The sequence below is a fragment of the Streptomyces sp. NPDC053076 genome (assembly GCF_044546845.1).
GTDB lineage: Bacteria > Actinomycetota > Actinomycetes > Streptomycetales > Streptomycetaceae > Streptomyces.
Genome location: NZ_JBITZL010000002.1, coordinates 710,507 through 723,118, shown reverse-complemented (window position 1 = coordinate 723,118; position 12,612 = coordinate 710,507). Strand labels below are relative to the sequence as shown.

The window sequence follows — 12,612 nt, the reverse complement described above, 5'->3', positions numbered from 1 at the left end:
TAGTGTGTCCTCCCAGTGACTTCCTTCGACACCTCCCCGCAACTCAACGTCTGGCGCGCACTGCTCGCGCTGGCCGTGGTGTTCGTGATGCTCGCGACCACCGGCTGGACCGCCCTGCACACGCACCGGGAATCCTCGGCGCTGCAGACCTCGCTCGCCAAGTGGGAGCACGGCCGCATCCACGGTCGTCCGCTGCCGGACCCCGAGGCAGCCCCGGCGCGGCTGAGCCGTTTCTTCGCCTCGCTCACCGCCCACGACCGTGGCCGCCTCGCCCGCCGTTATCCGCTCGCGGTCGGCAACATGAACGGCGCTCCCGTCTCCCTGCGCTACCGGGCCAACCACATCGCGCTGGAGCAGGCCCGCAAGGCCGAGCGCAAACGCATGCAAGACAACCGGCTCAGCACGGCCGGCCAGCAGGACGCGGGCCGCCGGATGCACCGCTACGAGTCCCTGCTGGACCCCGGCCGGCAGATCCTCGCCTTCGACCCCGAGGGCTCGGGCCGGGTCGCCGAGGTGTTCGGCAGTCTCACCTCGGCCGAGCGGATCTCGGTGGTCGTCCCCGGCGTCGACACCGACCTGCTCACCTTCCAGCGGACCCACCGCCGCTACAGCGCCCCGGTCGGCATGGCCAAGGCGCTGTACGCGGCCGAGCGCACGGCGGGTCCCGGGACCCGTACGGCCGTGATCGCCTGGGCCGACTACACCTCCCCCGCGGGGCTCGGGGTGGACGCGGCCACCGGCCTGCGCGCCGGGGAGGGCGCCGTACGGCTGAACGCGCTGCTGCGCGCCCTGCCCGGCCGGGCCCCGGTGTCGATGTTCTGTCACAGCTACGGCTCGGTGCTCTGCGGGGTCGCCGCACGCGACATGCCCCGCCGGGTCGCCGACATAGCGGTGGCCGCGAGCCCCGGCATGCGCGTTCCCAGGGCCTCCTACCTGGGCACGACGGCCCGGGTGTGGGCCATGCGGGACGCCAGCGACTGGGTGCGGGACGTGCCCTATCTGGAGCTGGGCGGACTCGGCCACGGTGCCGACCCGGTGTCCGCAGGGTTCGGGGCACGAGTGCTGTCGGCCCGGGACGCCCAGGGTCACAGCGGTTACTTCCAGCCCGGCACGGACAGCCTGCGCAACCTCGCCGACATCGGTGTGGGCGCGTACGACGCGGTGACGTGCGCACGGGAGGACGATGCGTGCCGGTCCGGTCTGTCCGGCACGACGACGGCCGGACGCGCGTAGAGACAGCAGGAAGTGCGGTCTGCGCGGGTGGCGACGGAGGGGCACGTGCCGCATACGATGAGCCGCATGGGTGACGTACTGGCGGGTTTTCATGCCGTCTGGGAGTTCGAGTCCGACTCCGTGCTCATCCGTTACGAGCGGGGGATTCGAACACCGAAGCTTTTCCAGGCGCTCGGCGAGCGGCGGATCCCGCTGTCCGCCGTCGAGGGCGTGACCCTCGCCCCGGGCAAGCGCGGCACGGTCGTCCTGCGCCTGCGGCCACGCCCCGGCGCCGATCCGCTGATGGAGGCGGCCGACGGACAGCTGAAGGAGGGCTCCGACCCCTACCGGCTGGTGCTGCCGGCCGAGCGGGAGACCCTCGCCGAGTACTACGCCGACGAGCTGAAGGGGCTGCTGACCGAGTCCGGCCCCGCCGAGCGGCACCTGGTGGCGCCGCCCGAGGCGCCGTTGCACTTCAAGGCGTACGACGGAAAGGCGTCCTTCGACGGGACGTCCGTGCAGTTCCGCTGGTCCTGGACGGGGGCGTCCTCGGCCAAGTGGAAGGCCGGCGACCAGAGTTTCGCGGTCGCCGACCTGAGCGGGCTGGAGTGGCGTTCACCGGAGGTCTTCGAGGGGCACCTGCGGTTGATCAGGCGGTCGGCCGGCCCGGCGGCACCCGTGCCGCCCGACCAGGATCCGGCGACGGTGGTGTTCGGGCTCGGATACGGGCCGGTGCACGAGTCGTTGCCGTTCGCCGCGGCGGTCCTGGCGGCCGTACGCACACGAGGGCCGGTACCGGTGGTACCGGCCCCGTCACGGCGTGACCCCGCCGACATCGCCGAGCGGATCCGGCATCTCGGGGAGCTGCATCAGGCCGGGCTGGTCACCGACGAGGAGTTCGCCGGCAAGAAGGCCGAGTTGCTGGCCGAGCTCTGACTACTCCCGTCCCGCGGAGGCGAACGACATGTCCGCGTAGCGGTTGCCCGCCACCTTGGCCGCGATCGGCTCCAGCCGGGCCAGTTCCTCGTCGGTCAGGGTGAGGGCGGTTGCGGCGGCGTTCTCCTCCACCCGGCTCGGCTTGCGGGTGCCCGGGATCGGGACCACCGTCAGGCCGTCGACCGCGGCCCGCTGCTGCACCCAGGCCAGGGCGATCTGGCCGAGGGTGGCGCCATGGGCCTCGGCGATCGCACGGACCGGCTCCAGCAGCGCCGCGTTGGCGGACGCGTTGGCGCCGGTGAAGCGGGGGTGCTGGCGGCGGAAGTCACCGTCCGTCAGGTCCTTCTCGGCGTCGGCGAAGGACCCGGTGAGGAAGCCGCGGCCGAGCGGTGAGTACGGCACCAGGGCGCTGCCCAGGTCACGCACGGCCGGGACGACCTTGGCCTCGATGTCGCGGCTGAACAGGGACCACTCCGACTGCACGGCCGCGATCGGGTGCACGGCGTGCGCGGCGCGCAGCTCGTCGGCGGTGACCTCGCTCAGGCCGAGGTGCTTGACCTTGCCCTCACGGACCAGGTCCGCCATCGTCCCGACGGTCTCCTCGATGGGCACGTTCACATCGCGGCGGTGCATGTAGTAAAGGTCGATCACGTCGACGTCGAGCCGCCGCAGGCTGGCCTCGACGGCCTCGCGGATGTACGGCGCGTCGTTGCGGATGACCCGCTTCGTCGGCTCCCCCGGCGGGATCGACAGGGCGAACTTGGTGGCGATGACCACCTCGTCCCGGTGAGCCCTGAAGAACGAGGACAGGAACCGCTCGTTCTCCCCGGCGCCGTAGGCGTCGGCGGTGTCGTAGAGCGTGACGCCGAGTTCCAGCGCCCGCTCCAGTGCCGCCCGCGCCTGTTCGGTGTCGGTGGGGCCGTACGCGAAGCTCATGCCCATGCAGCCGAGCCCCTGTACGCCCACCTCCGGCCCCTGTTCACCGAGCCGTGCCGTCGGAATCCGGGCGTCGGTCATCGTGTGGTCCCCTCCGTGGCGTAAAAGCTGATCTTGCGGTCGAGTACGGCGAGCGTGTCCCGCAGTTCGGCGATCCGGGTCAGCACGTCCCGGCGGGTCGACTCCAGCAGGGCCCGCCGCTCCCCGTAGGTGTTCTCGCCCTCCCTGACCAGTTCCGCGTACCGGACCATGTCCGCCACCGGCATGCCGGTCAGCCGCAGCTTGGTCACGAAGTCCAGCCAGTCCAGGTCGCGGTTGCTGTAGCGCCGCTGCCCGGTGTGCGAGCGGTCGACGTGCGGCATCAGGCCGATCCGCTCGTACCAGCGCAGGGTGTGCGCGGTGAGACCGGTGAACGCGACGACCTCGCTGATCGTGTAGCGGTCCTGGCCGTCGGGGCGGGGATGGCGCCGGGCTGGGGCGGAGCAGATGTCGGCGGGGTTGGCGTCCTCGGTGGCCGCTGGCGTGGTCTGCATCACCGTCATGGCCCCCACGCTATGACCTTGGAGTGCACTCCAAGCAAGCCGGTCCGGTAAGAAATCCGCGAGACCGGAGGCCGAGCCGCTGTACGCCGCCCTCGGCTTCACCCGGGATCAGGACCCGTCGACGCGGCTGCCGCTGTGAGCCGCATAGGCTCGGACCCATGTCGTTGCAGAGCCTGGCGCTGATCGAGAACTGGCCCGTCCCCACCGTCGCGGCGGGTGTCGTACGAGCCGACGGGACCGTCCTCGGGACGCACGGTCCCGTCGCGCACCGTTTTCCGCTCGCCTCCGTCACCAAGCCGCTGGCGGCCTACGCGGCACTCGTCGCGTACGAGGAGGGCGCGATCGAGCTGGACGAGCCGGCCGGTCCGCCCGGGTCGACGGTCCGCCATCTGCTCGCGCACACCTCCGGACTGGCCTTCGACGCACACCGGGTGACAGCCCCGCCCGGGGAGCGGCGGCTGTACTCCAACGCCGGCTTCGAGCAGCTCGGCGACCACATCGCCAGGGCGACGGACATCCCGTTCGGGGAGTATCTGCGGCAGGCCGTGCTGGAGCCGCTGGGCATGACGGCGACATCGCTGGCGGGGTCGCCGGCGAAGGACGGGGTGTCGACGGCCGGGGACCTGCTGCGGTTCGCGGCGGAGGTGCAGGCGCCCAGGCTGCTGGACCCGCGGACCGTGGCGGCGGCGATGACCGTGCAGTACCCCGGGACGAAGGGGGTGCTGCCCGGCTACGGTCACCAGAACCCGAACGACTGGGGCCTGGGTTTCGAGATCCGGGACGGCAAGTCCCCGCACTGGACCGGGAGTTCGTCCTCGCCGCGCACATTCGGGCACTTCGGGCAGTCCGGTACGTTCCTGTGGGTCGACCCGGACGCCGGGGTGGCCGGGGTCGCGCTGACGGACCGCGCGTTCGGCCCCTGGGCGATCGAGGCGTGGCCGGTGTTCACGGACGCGGTGCTGGCGGAACTGCGCGGCTGACTCCGCCGGCGGTCAGGACGCCCGCGGTCAGGACGCCGCCATCTCCCACAGCAGCAGCTCCGCCGCCGTCACGCCGATCGCCTCCATGCTCTCCGCCCCGGTGATCCGCGCCGAGTCGCCGGGGCCCAGCTCCTCCCGCGCCAGCCGGACCCGGCCCCGCACCACGTGCACGTACAGGCGGGCCGCGTCCGGTACCGCCGTCCGCTCCCCCGGTCCCAGGCGGCGCACGTGCAGCATCGCGCCGGCGGCCGGCACCGGGTAGGGGGTGGAGTCGGCGATGCCGGGGACGAGGGCGTACGAGGGGGTGCCGCCCGGTTCGCGTGGGGCCAGCCACATCTGGACGAAGGTCAGCGGCTCCTCGCCGTCGTTGCGTTCCACGTGCCGCACGCCGGCCGCCGCGCTGAGGTGCTGGACGTCCCCGGGACGTACCCGCGTCTCGTGGCCCGCGGAGTCGCGGTGGGTCAGCTCACCCTCGACCACCCAGGTGACGATCTCGGTGTGGCTGTGCGGGTGTTCGTCGAAACCGGTACCGGGGGCCAGCCGCTCCTCGTTGCAGGCGATCACGGCACCGAAGCGGAGGTTGTCGGGGTCGTAGTGCGGGCCGAAGGAGAAGGCGTGGCGGGTGTCGATCCCGGCCTCCGGGTCCCCTCCGGGGTAGCGCTCACCGGCGCGCCGTACGTCCATCACGGGCACCACGGTAGCCGCCGGACCGGCGCCCACCATGACCCGCAGCGCACCCCCGCGTCCGGATAAGGCAGTCTTGTCCCCGTGCCCGAACCCGAATCCCACAGCGGAGATCCCGCAGCCCATGCCCTCCACCCGCACTCCGCGACCCTGAAGCGACTGGAGAAGTCCTCCGGGAGTCTCGCCGCGCAGGCCATCGCGCGCATGGACGAGACCCTGCCGTGGTACCGGGCCATGCCCCCGGAGAACCGTTCCTGGATCGGCCTGGTCGCCCAGGCGGGCATCGCGGCCTTCACGGAGTGGTTCCGGCGTCCGGACGCGCCCCAGGCGATCTCCACGGACGTCTTCGGGACGGCGCCGCGTGAGCTGACCCGGGCCATCACGCTGCGGCAGACCGTGGAGATGGTGCGCACCACGATCGAGGTCATGGAGTCCGCCATCGACGAGGTGGCGGCCCCGGGGGACGAGAGCGTGCTGCGTGAGGCGCTGCTGGTGTACGCCCGGGAGATCGCCTTCGCCACGGCCCAGGTGTACGCCCAGGCCGCCGAGGCACGGGGTGCCTGGGACGCGCGGCTGGAGTCGCTGGTCGTCAACGCCGTGCTCAGCGGGGAGGCGGACGAGGGAGCGGTGAGCCGGGCCGCGGCTCTGGGCTGGAACTCGCCCGAGCATGTGTGTGTCGTGCTCGGGACCGCGCCCGACGGGGACAGCGAGCTGACCGTCGAGGCCATCCGCCGGGCCTCCCGGCACGCCAAGGTCCAGGTGCTCACGGGGGTGCTCGGGGACCGGCTCGTCGTCATCGCGGGCGGGAGCGACAATCCGCTCGCCGTCGCCAAGTCGCTGATCGGGCCGTTCGCCGCCGGGCCGGTCGTCGCGGGTCCCGTCGTGGCCGATCTGCTGGCCGCGACCCGGTCCGCGCAGGCCGCCGCGGCGGGGCTGAAGGCGTGCACCGCCTGGCAGGACGCGCCGCGGCCGGTGCTGGCGGACGATCTGCTGCCGGAGCGCGCCATCGCCGGGGATCCCAGCGCCCGCGAGCAGCTGGTGGAGGAGATCTACAGACCGCTGGAGGAGGCGGGCTCGGCACTCCTGGAAACCCTGAGTGTGTACCTGGAGCAGGCGAGCAGTCTCGAAGGCGCGGCGAGGATGCTCTTCGTTCACCCGAACACCGTGCGCTACCGGCTCCGACGTGTGACTGACGTCACCGGCTGGTCGCCATCGGATGTACGATCCGCGTTCACACTGCGGATCGCCCTCATCCTGGGGCGTCTGGCCGACGGTGATAGCCCCGCATAGGGTTTTGTCGGAGGTCCACAAAAGCCCTTCCTGTTCTTCGTCCCTGTCCCCACGGGCGGCCGTGCCCGTCCCCAAGAGAGAGTGTGAGAGTGCTCGTACTCGTCGCTCCCGGCCAGGGCGCCCAGACGCCCGGCTTCCTGACTCCCTGGCTCGACCTGCCCGGTGCCGCGGACCGTATCGCCGCGTGGTCGGACGCCATCGGACTGGACCTGGTCCACTACGGCACCCAGGCCGACGCCGACGCCATCCGTGACACCGCCGTGGCCCAGCCGCTGCTGGTCGCCGCCGGTCTCCTGTCCGCCGCGGCACTCGGTGACATGTCCGAGATCGCCCCCGGCGCGGTCGCAGGTCACAGCGTCGGCGAGATCACCGCCGCCGCCTTCGCCGGCGTCCTGGACGACACGGCCGCCCTGGGGCTCGTCCGCAAGCGGGGCCTGGCGATGGCCGACGCCGCCGCGGTCACCGAGACCGGCATGGCGGCGCTGCTCGGCGGTGACCCCGAGGTGACCCTCCCGCACCTGGAGAAGCTGGGCCTGACCCCGGCGAACATCAACGGCGCGGGCCAGATCGTCGCCGCGGGCACGCTGGAGCAGCTGGCCGCGCTGGCCGAGGACAAGCCCGAGGGCGTCCGCAAGGTCGTCGCGCTGAAGGTCGCCGGCGCCTTCCACACTCCTCACATGGCGCCCGCGGTCGAGACACTGGCGAAGGCCGCGGCGGAGCTGTCGCCGGCCGACCCCAAGCTCACCTACGTCTCCAACAAGGACGGCCGGACCGTCGCGTCCGGAGCCGAGGTGCTGGAGCGGCTGGTCGGCCAGGTCGCCAACCCGGTCCGCTGGGACCTGTGCATGGAGACCTTCCGGCAACTGGGCGTCACCGCGGTCATCGAGGTGTGCCCGGGCGGCACGCTGACCGGCCTGGCCAAGCGGGCCCTGCCCGGTGTCCGGACACTCGCTCTGAAGACCCCCGCCGACCTGGACGCTGCCCGCGAGCTCATCGCAGAGGCGTCAACGCCTGCCGCCGACGCGGCGGGCGCCTGACAAGGAGCCCGAGAGCATGTCGAAGATCAAGCCCAGCAAGGGCGCCCCGTATGCGCGCATCCTCGGCGTCGGCGGCTACCGGCCGACCCGGGTGGTGCCGAACGAGGTGATCCTCGAGAAGATCGACTCGTCGGACGAGTGGATCCGCTCCCGCTCCGGCATCGAGACCCGGCACTGGGCGGGTCCCGAGGAGACCGTGGCCGCGATGGCGATCGAAGCCTCCGGCAAGGCGATCGCGGACGCCGGCATCGACGCCGAGCAGATCGGCGCCGTGGTCGTCTCGACCGTCTCGCACTTCAGCCAGACCCCGGCCGTCGCGACCGTGATCGCCGACAAGCTGGGCACCGACAAGGCCGCCGCCTTCGACATCTCGGCCGGCTGCGCGGGCTTCGGCTACGGCCTGACCCTCGCCAAGGGCATGGTGGTGGAAGGTTCCGCCGCGTACGTGCTCGTCATCGGCGTGGAGCGGCTGAGCGACCTGACCGACCTGGAGGACCGGGCGACCGCGTTCCTGTTCGGTGACGGCGCCGGCGCGGTCGTGGTCGGCCCGTCCCAGGAACCCGCGATCGGCCCGACGGTGTGGGGTTCCGAGGGTGACAAGGCCGAGACGATCAAGCAGACCGTCTCCTGGGACCGGTTCAGGATCGGTGACCTGTCCGAGCTGCCGCTGGACAGCGACGGCAACGTCAAGTTCCCTGCGATCACGCAGGAGGGCCAGGCGGTGTTCCGCTGGGCCGTGTTCGAGATGGCGAAGGTCGCCCAGCAGGCGCTGGACGCGGCCGGAATCACCCCGGACGACCTGGACGTCTTCATCCCGCACCAGGCCAATGTGCGGATCATCGACTCGATGGTGAAGACACTGAAACTGCCGGAGCACGTCATGGTCGCCCGTGACATCCGCACCACCGGCAACACCTCGGCCGCCTCGATCCCGCTCGCGATGGAGCGGCTCCTGGCGACCGGGGAGGCGAAGAGCGGCGACACCGCGCTCGTCATCGGATTCGGGGCGGGTCTCGTCTACGCCGCCACGGTCGTTACCCTCCCCTAGGCACTCCGTGCCGGATCATGCGGTCCGGCACGGATACAAATGCCACAAACCGTCTGGATATCTAAGAAGGAGCGCCTGACATGGCCGCCACTCAGGAAGAGATCGTCGCCGGTCTCGCCGAGATCGTGAACGAGATCGCCGGGATCCCCACCGAGGACGTCCAGCTGGACAAGTCCTTCACCGACGACCTGGACGTCGACTCGCTGTCCATGGTCGAGGTCGTCGTCGCCGCCGAGGAGCGCTTCGACGTGAAGATCCCGGACGAGGACGTCAAGAACCTCAAGACCGTCGGTGACGCGACCGACTACATCCTCAAGCACCAGGCCTGAGCCACCCTTCGGCCTTAGGCCGCAAGGCCCCGCCACCCGGCGGTGGCGCCGTTGATCCCGCATCCGTTGGAGAAAGAATTCCCGTGAGCCCGACCAATCGCACCGTGGTCGTCACCGGTATCGGCGCAACCACACCGCTGGGTGGCGACGCAGCCTCGACCTGGGAAGGTCTGATCGCCGGCACGTCCGGCGTCAAGCCCCTGGAGCAGGAGTGGGCGGCCGAGCAGGCCGTCCGTATCGCGGCCCCGGTCGCCGTGGAGCCCACCGAGGTCATCCCGCGGCCGCAGGCCCGCAAGCTGGACCGTTCGGCCCAGTTCGCCCTGATCGCCGCTCAGGAAGCCTGGAAGGACGCGGGCTTCACCGGCAAGGCCGGGGAGGACGGCAGCGTCGACCCGGACCGGCTGGGCGCCGTCATCGCCTCCGGCATCGGCGGCGTGACCACGCTGCTCGACCAGTACGACGTGCTCAAGGAGAAGGGCGTCCGCCGCGTCTCCCCGCACACCGTCCCCATGCTGATGCCGAACGGCCCCTCGGCCAACGTGGGCCTGCTCGTGGGCGCCCGCGCGGGCGTGCACACGCCGGTGTCCGCGTGCGCCTCGGGTGCCGAGGCGATCGGCTACGCCATCGAGATGATCCGCACCGGTCGCGCCGACGTCGTCGTCGCCGGTGGTACCGAGGCGGCCATCCACCCGCTGCCGATCGCCGCGTTCGGCAACATGATGGCGATGTCCAAGAACAACGAGAACCCGCAGGGCGCGTCGCGTCCCTACGACGTCGACCGCGACGGTTTCGTCCTCGGTGAGGGCGCCGGCGTGCTCGTCCTGGAGTCCGCCGAGCACGCCGAGAAGCGCGGCGCGCGCGTCTACGCGGAGGCCGTCGGGCAGGGCATCTCCGCCGACGGCCACGACATCGTGCAGCCGGAGCCCGAGGGCCGCGGCATCTCGCACGCGCTGCAGAACCTGCTGGACAACACCGACCTGGCCCCGGCCGAGATCGTGCACGTCAACGCGCACGCGACCTCGACGCCGGCCGGTGACATCGCCGAGCTGAAGGCGCTGCGGAAGGTGTTCGGCGACGACGCGGACCACTTCGCGGTCTCCGCCACCAAGTCGATGACCGGTCACCTGCTCGGTGGCGCGGGCGGCGTGGAGTCGGTCGCGACCGTGCTCGCGCTGTACAACCGGCTGGCGCCGCCGACGATCAACGTCGAGAACATCGACCCCGAGGCCGAGGCCAACGCCGACGTGGTGCGGGGTGAGGCTCGCAAGCTGCCGGCCGAGGGCCGTATCGCCGCTCTGAACGACTCGTTCGGCTTTGGTGGCCACAACGTGGTGCTGGCGTTCAGGACCGTCTGAGTGCGGTGAACGTTCAGGACCGTCCGAGTGCGGCAAAGCTTTGATGGCCCGGTCTCCTTGGGTGGAGATCGGGCCATCGCCGTCGGTGGGGCTGTCCGCTGCCGGGTACGGGTCCGTCGTGGCCTGTCGCGCAGTTCCCCCGCCCCTGCGGGGTCCTCATCGCCGCCGGGCGCGGCGGCGTCCTGTCGCGCAGTCCCCGCGCCCTCTGCGGGGCGCAGGGGGCGCGTCGCGGGCGGGTGCGGGGGCGTCGTGGCTTGTCGTGCAGGTTCGCGGGTCCCTTGCGGGGTGCTGTCAGACCACCTGGTGGAGCCAGCGGACCGGGGCGCCCTCGCCCGCGTATCTGAAGGGTTCCAGTTCGTCGTCCCACGGCTTGCCGAGGAGCTTGGCGATCTCCGCTTCCAGGTCCGTCTCGCCCCGCTGGGACCGCGTCAGCGCCGCGCGCAGTCGGTCCTCGGGGATCAGGATGTCGCCGTGGATGCCGGTGACGGCGTGGAAGATGCCGAGGTCGGGGGTGCAGCTGTAGCGCTCTCCCTCGGCGGTCGGGCAGGGCTCGGCGGTGACCTCGAAGCGCAGCAGGTGCCAGCCGCGCAGGGCGGAGGCGAGCTTGGAGGCGGTACCGGCCTCGCCCTGCCAGGAGAACTCCGAGCGCCAGGTGCCGGGGGCCGCGGGCTGCCGGATCCAGTCGAGGCTGACGCGTGTGCCGAGCACCCCGGCGACGGCCCACTCGACGTGCGGGCACAGCGCGCGCGGCGCGGAGTGCACGTACAGAACTCCACGTGTCGTCACCGGAACCTCCGGGCAGAGCGGGACATCTTGCGGACTGGCTGGGCGGCAGTGGCACGACGGCCGCGTTGATGGCGAGGCTACCCTGCGGCGGCGCAAGGAGTGTGACGTACCGTCGGTCCCGGTGCCAGGAAACCTCCGCCATTCACCCAGGGGGACGCTTGTACGGGGGTGCGCCGTTCCCGGGCCGCCCGGCCGGGAACCCTCGCACGTTGTTATGTGAGGGAGTGCCGGAGCGTCGAGCGAGGAGAACAGCAGGGATGCGGAAGCGAAGCCACCGTGTGCGAGCCGTTCTCGCCGTCGTGGCGGCCGTGGTGCTGGGGGCCGCCGGATGTGACGGCGGGGGCGGGGGTTCGCCACGGCCGGAGGAGACCAAGGCCCGCACGGCCCGGCCTCCGGTATGGGACCGCAGCCCGGACTCGATCGCCGCGGTGGGTGACTCCATCACGCGCGGCTTCGACGCGTGCACGGTGCTGTCGGACTGCCCGGAGGCGTCGTGGGCGACGGGCAGCGACGCCCGGGTAAAAAGCCTGGCGGTACGGCTGCTGGGCGTGCCGGGGGCGGCGGAGCACAGCTGGAACTACGCGGTGACCGGTGCCCGCATGGCGGACCTGCCGGAGCAGATGGAGCAGGCTGCCTCCCGCAGCCCGGAGTTGGTGACGGTGATGGTGGGCGGGAACGACGCCTGCCGGTCCTCGGCGTCGGCGATGACCCCGGTGGCCGACTTCCGCGCGGACTTCGAGGAGGCGATGGCCACCCTGCGCTCGTCGCTGCCGAAGACGCAGGTGTACGTGTCGAGCGTGCCGAATCTGAAGCGGCTGTGGTCCCAGGGCCGGACGAACATGCTGGGCAAGCAGGTGTGGAAACTGGGCATCTGCCCGTCGATGCTGCGCGACGCGGACAATCTGACCAGAGGGGCGATGCTGCGCCGGGACAGCGTGCAGCAGCGGGTGGTGGACTACAACACGGTCCTGAAGCAGGTCTGCGCCAAGGACCGGCGCTGCCGCTTCGACGGTGACGCGGTGTACGAGTACCGCTTCGGCACGGACCAGCTCAGCCACTGGGACTGGTTCCACCCCAGCAAGGACGGACAGGCCCAGCTGGCGCGGATCGCGTACCGGAGGATCACGGCGGAAAACCCGTGACCCGGGTGCACACCGGTGGACGCGGGCCTGGTTCCCGGCAGGAGCGCTCCAGGACGTGTCGGGTTCGCGTTCCGGCTTCCGGACGGCCCGGCCGTTCGTCCCGGGCGCCGGGGCCGCCCTGGAGACGCAGCACTTCCCGGACTCCCCCACCGCCGTAGCTCTGGGGCACGGCCCCGCGGCCCGGCGAGGCCCCACGGTCCGGCGGGGACTCGCGGTCCAGCGGGGACTCGCGGTCCAGCGGGGACTCGCGGTCCGAGGCGGTGTGCGGCTTCGGGGTACGACACGCAGGACGGGACCGGACGCGGGCCCGACGGGCGGTGCGAGCCCCGGTCCAG

Annotated in this window: 13 protein-coding genes; 9 read left to right on the top strand and 4 right to left on the bottom strand. The window is 71.8% G+C overall.

Translation table 11 applies throughout. The features are described 5' to 3' along the window. Window positions 1-15: 15 nt before the first annotated feature. Complete coding sequence (locus tag ACIGYR_RS10450; protein ID WP_399595820.1) at window positions 16-1,233, top strand: alpha/beta hydrolase; 1,218 nt, start codon at window positions 16-18, stop codon at window positions 1,231-1,233. A 66-nt stretch (window positions 1,234-1,299) separates the two neighbouring features. Next, window positions 1,300-2,148 (top strand): DUF4429 domain-containing protein, encoded by an 849-nt coding sequence (locus tag ACIGYR_RS10445; protein ID WP_391838627.1) that lies wholly within the window; start codon window positions 1,300-1,302, stop codon window positions 2,146-2,148. Here the strand turns inward: ACIGYR_RS10445 and ACIGYR_RS10440 are convergent, their stop codons facing one another. Both ACIGYR_RS10440 and ACIGYR_RS10435 read right to left on the bottom strand, forming a co-directional pair. Beyond that, window positions 2,149-3,165: an aldo/keto reductase gene (locus ACIGYR_RS10440; RefSeq protein ID WP_399595822.1), complete on the bottom strand. Its 1,017-nt coding sequence runs from the start codon at window positions 3,163-3,165 to the stop codon at window positions 2,149-2,151. Next, a complete protein-coding gene (locus ACIGYR_RS10435) occupies window positions 3,162-3,626 on the bottom strand; it encodes a MerR family transcriptional regulator (protein WP_391838625.1) in 465 nt (154 codons plus the stop codon). The genes ACIGYR_RS10440 and ACIGYR_RS10435 overlap by 4 nt, the downstream gene beginning before the upstream one ends. A gap of 158 nt (window positions 3,627-3,784) precedes the next feature. Between ACIGYR_RS10435 and ACIGYR_RS10430 the strand changes: the two genes are divergently transcribed. Further along, entirely contained in the window at window positions 3,785-4,606 is an 822-nt protein-coding gene (locus tag ACIGYR_RS10430; protein WP_399595824.1) for a serine hydrolase domain-containing protein, read from the top strand. 27 nt (window positions 4,607-4,633) lie between these two features. On the opposite strand, the gene ACIGYR_RS10425 is transcribed toward ACIGYR_RS10430, so the two are convergent. Further along, window positions 4,634-5,290 (bottom strand): pirin family protein, encoded by a 657-nt coding sequence (locus tag ACIGYR_RS10425; protein ID WP_399596514.1) that lies wholly within the window; start codon window positions 5,288-5,290, stop codon window positions 4,634-4,636. Between the two features lie 84 nt (window positions 5,291-5,374). Here ACIGYR_RS10425 and fasR point away from each other — a divergent pair, with 84 nt between their 5' ends. The 5 genes from fasR to ACIGYR_RS10400 all read left to right on the top strand — a co-directional run bounded on the left by fasR (window position 5,375) and on the right by ACIGYR_RS10400 (window position 10,349). Next, window positions 5,375-6,580, top strand: a complete 1,206-nt coding sequence (gene fasR, locus ACIGYR_RS10420; RefSeq protein WP_391838621.1) for a fatty acid biosynthesis transcriptional regulator FasR — start codon at window positions 5,375-5,377, stop codon at window positions 6,578-6,580. Window positions 6,581-6,669: 89 nt separating this feature from the next. Then, window positions 6,670-7,617, top strand: a complete 948-nt coding sequence (locus ACIGYR_RS10415; RefSeq protein ID WP_399595825.1) for an ACP S-malonyltransferase — start codon at window positions 6,670-6,672, stop codon at window positions 7,615-7,617. Window positions 7,618-7,633: 16 nt separating this feature from the next. Then, window positions 7,634-8,665, top strand: coding sequence for a ketoacyl-ACP synthase III (locus tag ACIGYR_RS10410; RefSeq protein WP_391838617.1), 1,032 nt, complete (start codon window positions 7,634-7,636; stop codon window positions 8,663-8,665). A gap of 80 nt (window positions 8,666-8,745) precedes the next feature. Then, the gene (locus ACIGYR_RS10405; protein WP_018545314.1) at window positions 8,746-8,994 is read left to right on the top strand and encodes an acyl carrier protein; all 249 of its coding nucleotides are present in this window, start codon (window positions 8,746-8,748) and stop codon (window positions 8,992-8,994) included. Window positions 8,995-9,077: 83 nt separating this feature from the next. Beyond that, window positions 9,078-10,349: a beta-ketoacyl-[acyl-carrier-protein] synthase family protein gene (locus ACIGYR_RS10400; RefSeq protein WP_399595827.1), complete on the top strand. Its 1,272-nt coding sequence runs from the start codon at window positions 9,078-9,080 to the stop codon at window positions 10,347-10,349. A 291-nt stretch (window positions 10,350-10,640) separates the two neighbouring features. Here the strand turns inward: ACIGYR_RS10400 and ACIGYR_RS10395 are convergent, their stop codons facing one another. Beyond that, on the bottom strand, window positions 10,641-11,135 hold the full coding sequence (locus tag ACIGYR_RS10395) for a DUF3145 domain-containing protein (protein WP_330340336.1): 495 nt from the start codon (window positions 11,133-11,135) through the stop codon (window positions 10,641-10,643). A gap of 257 nt (window positions 11,136-11,392) precedes the next feature. Here ACIGYR_RS10395 and ACIGYR_RS10390 point away from each other — a divergent pair, with 257 nt between their 5' ends. Beyond that, window positions 11,393-12,277, top strand: a complete 885-nt coding sequence (locus ACIGYR_RS10390) for an SGNH/GDSL hydrolase family protein (protein ID WP_399595829.1) — start codon at window positions 11,393-11,395, stop codon at window positions 12,275-12,277. Window positions 12,278-12,612 lie beyond the last annotated feature (335 nt).

Excerpts from the sequence above, each read along its gene's own strand:
- ACIGYR_RS10390 (WP_399595829.1), top strand. The coding sequence starts at position 11,393 with ATGCGGAAGCGAAGCCACCGTGTGCGAGCCGTTCTCGCCGTCGTGGCG.
- ACIGYR_RS10405 (WP_018545314.1), top strand. The coding sequence starts at position 8,746 with ATGGCCGCCACTCAGGAAGAGATCGTCGCCGGTCTCGCCGAGATCGTG.
- ACIGYR_RS10445 (WP_391838627.1), top strand. The coding sequence starts at position 1,300 with ATGGGTGACGTACTGGCGGGTTTTCATGCCGTCTGGGAGTTCGAGTCC.
- ACIGYR_RS10435 (WP_391838625.1), bottom strand. The coding sequence starts at position 3,626 with ATGACGGTGATGCAGACCACGCCAGCGGCCACCGAGGACGCCAACCCC.
- ACIGYR_RS10410 (WP_391838617.1), top strand. The coding sequence starts at position 7,634 with ATGTCGAAGATCAAGCCCAGCAAGGGCGCCCCGTATGCGCGCATCCTC.
- ACIGYR_RS10425 (WP_399596514.1), bottom strand. The coding sequence starts at position 5,290 with ATGGACGTACGGCGCGCCGGTGAGCGCTACCCCGGAGGGGACCCGGAG.
- ACIGYR_RS10430 (WP_399595824.1), top strand. The coding sequence starts at position 3,785 with ATGTCGTTGCAGAGCCTGGCGCTGATCGAGAACTGGCCCGTCCCCACC.
- ACIGYR_RS10440 (WP_399595822.1), bottom strand. The coding sequence starts at position 3,165 with ATGACCGACGCCCGGATTCCGACGGCACGGCTCGGTGAACAGGGGCCG.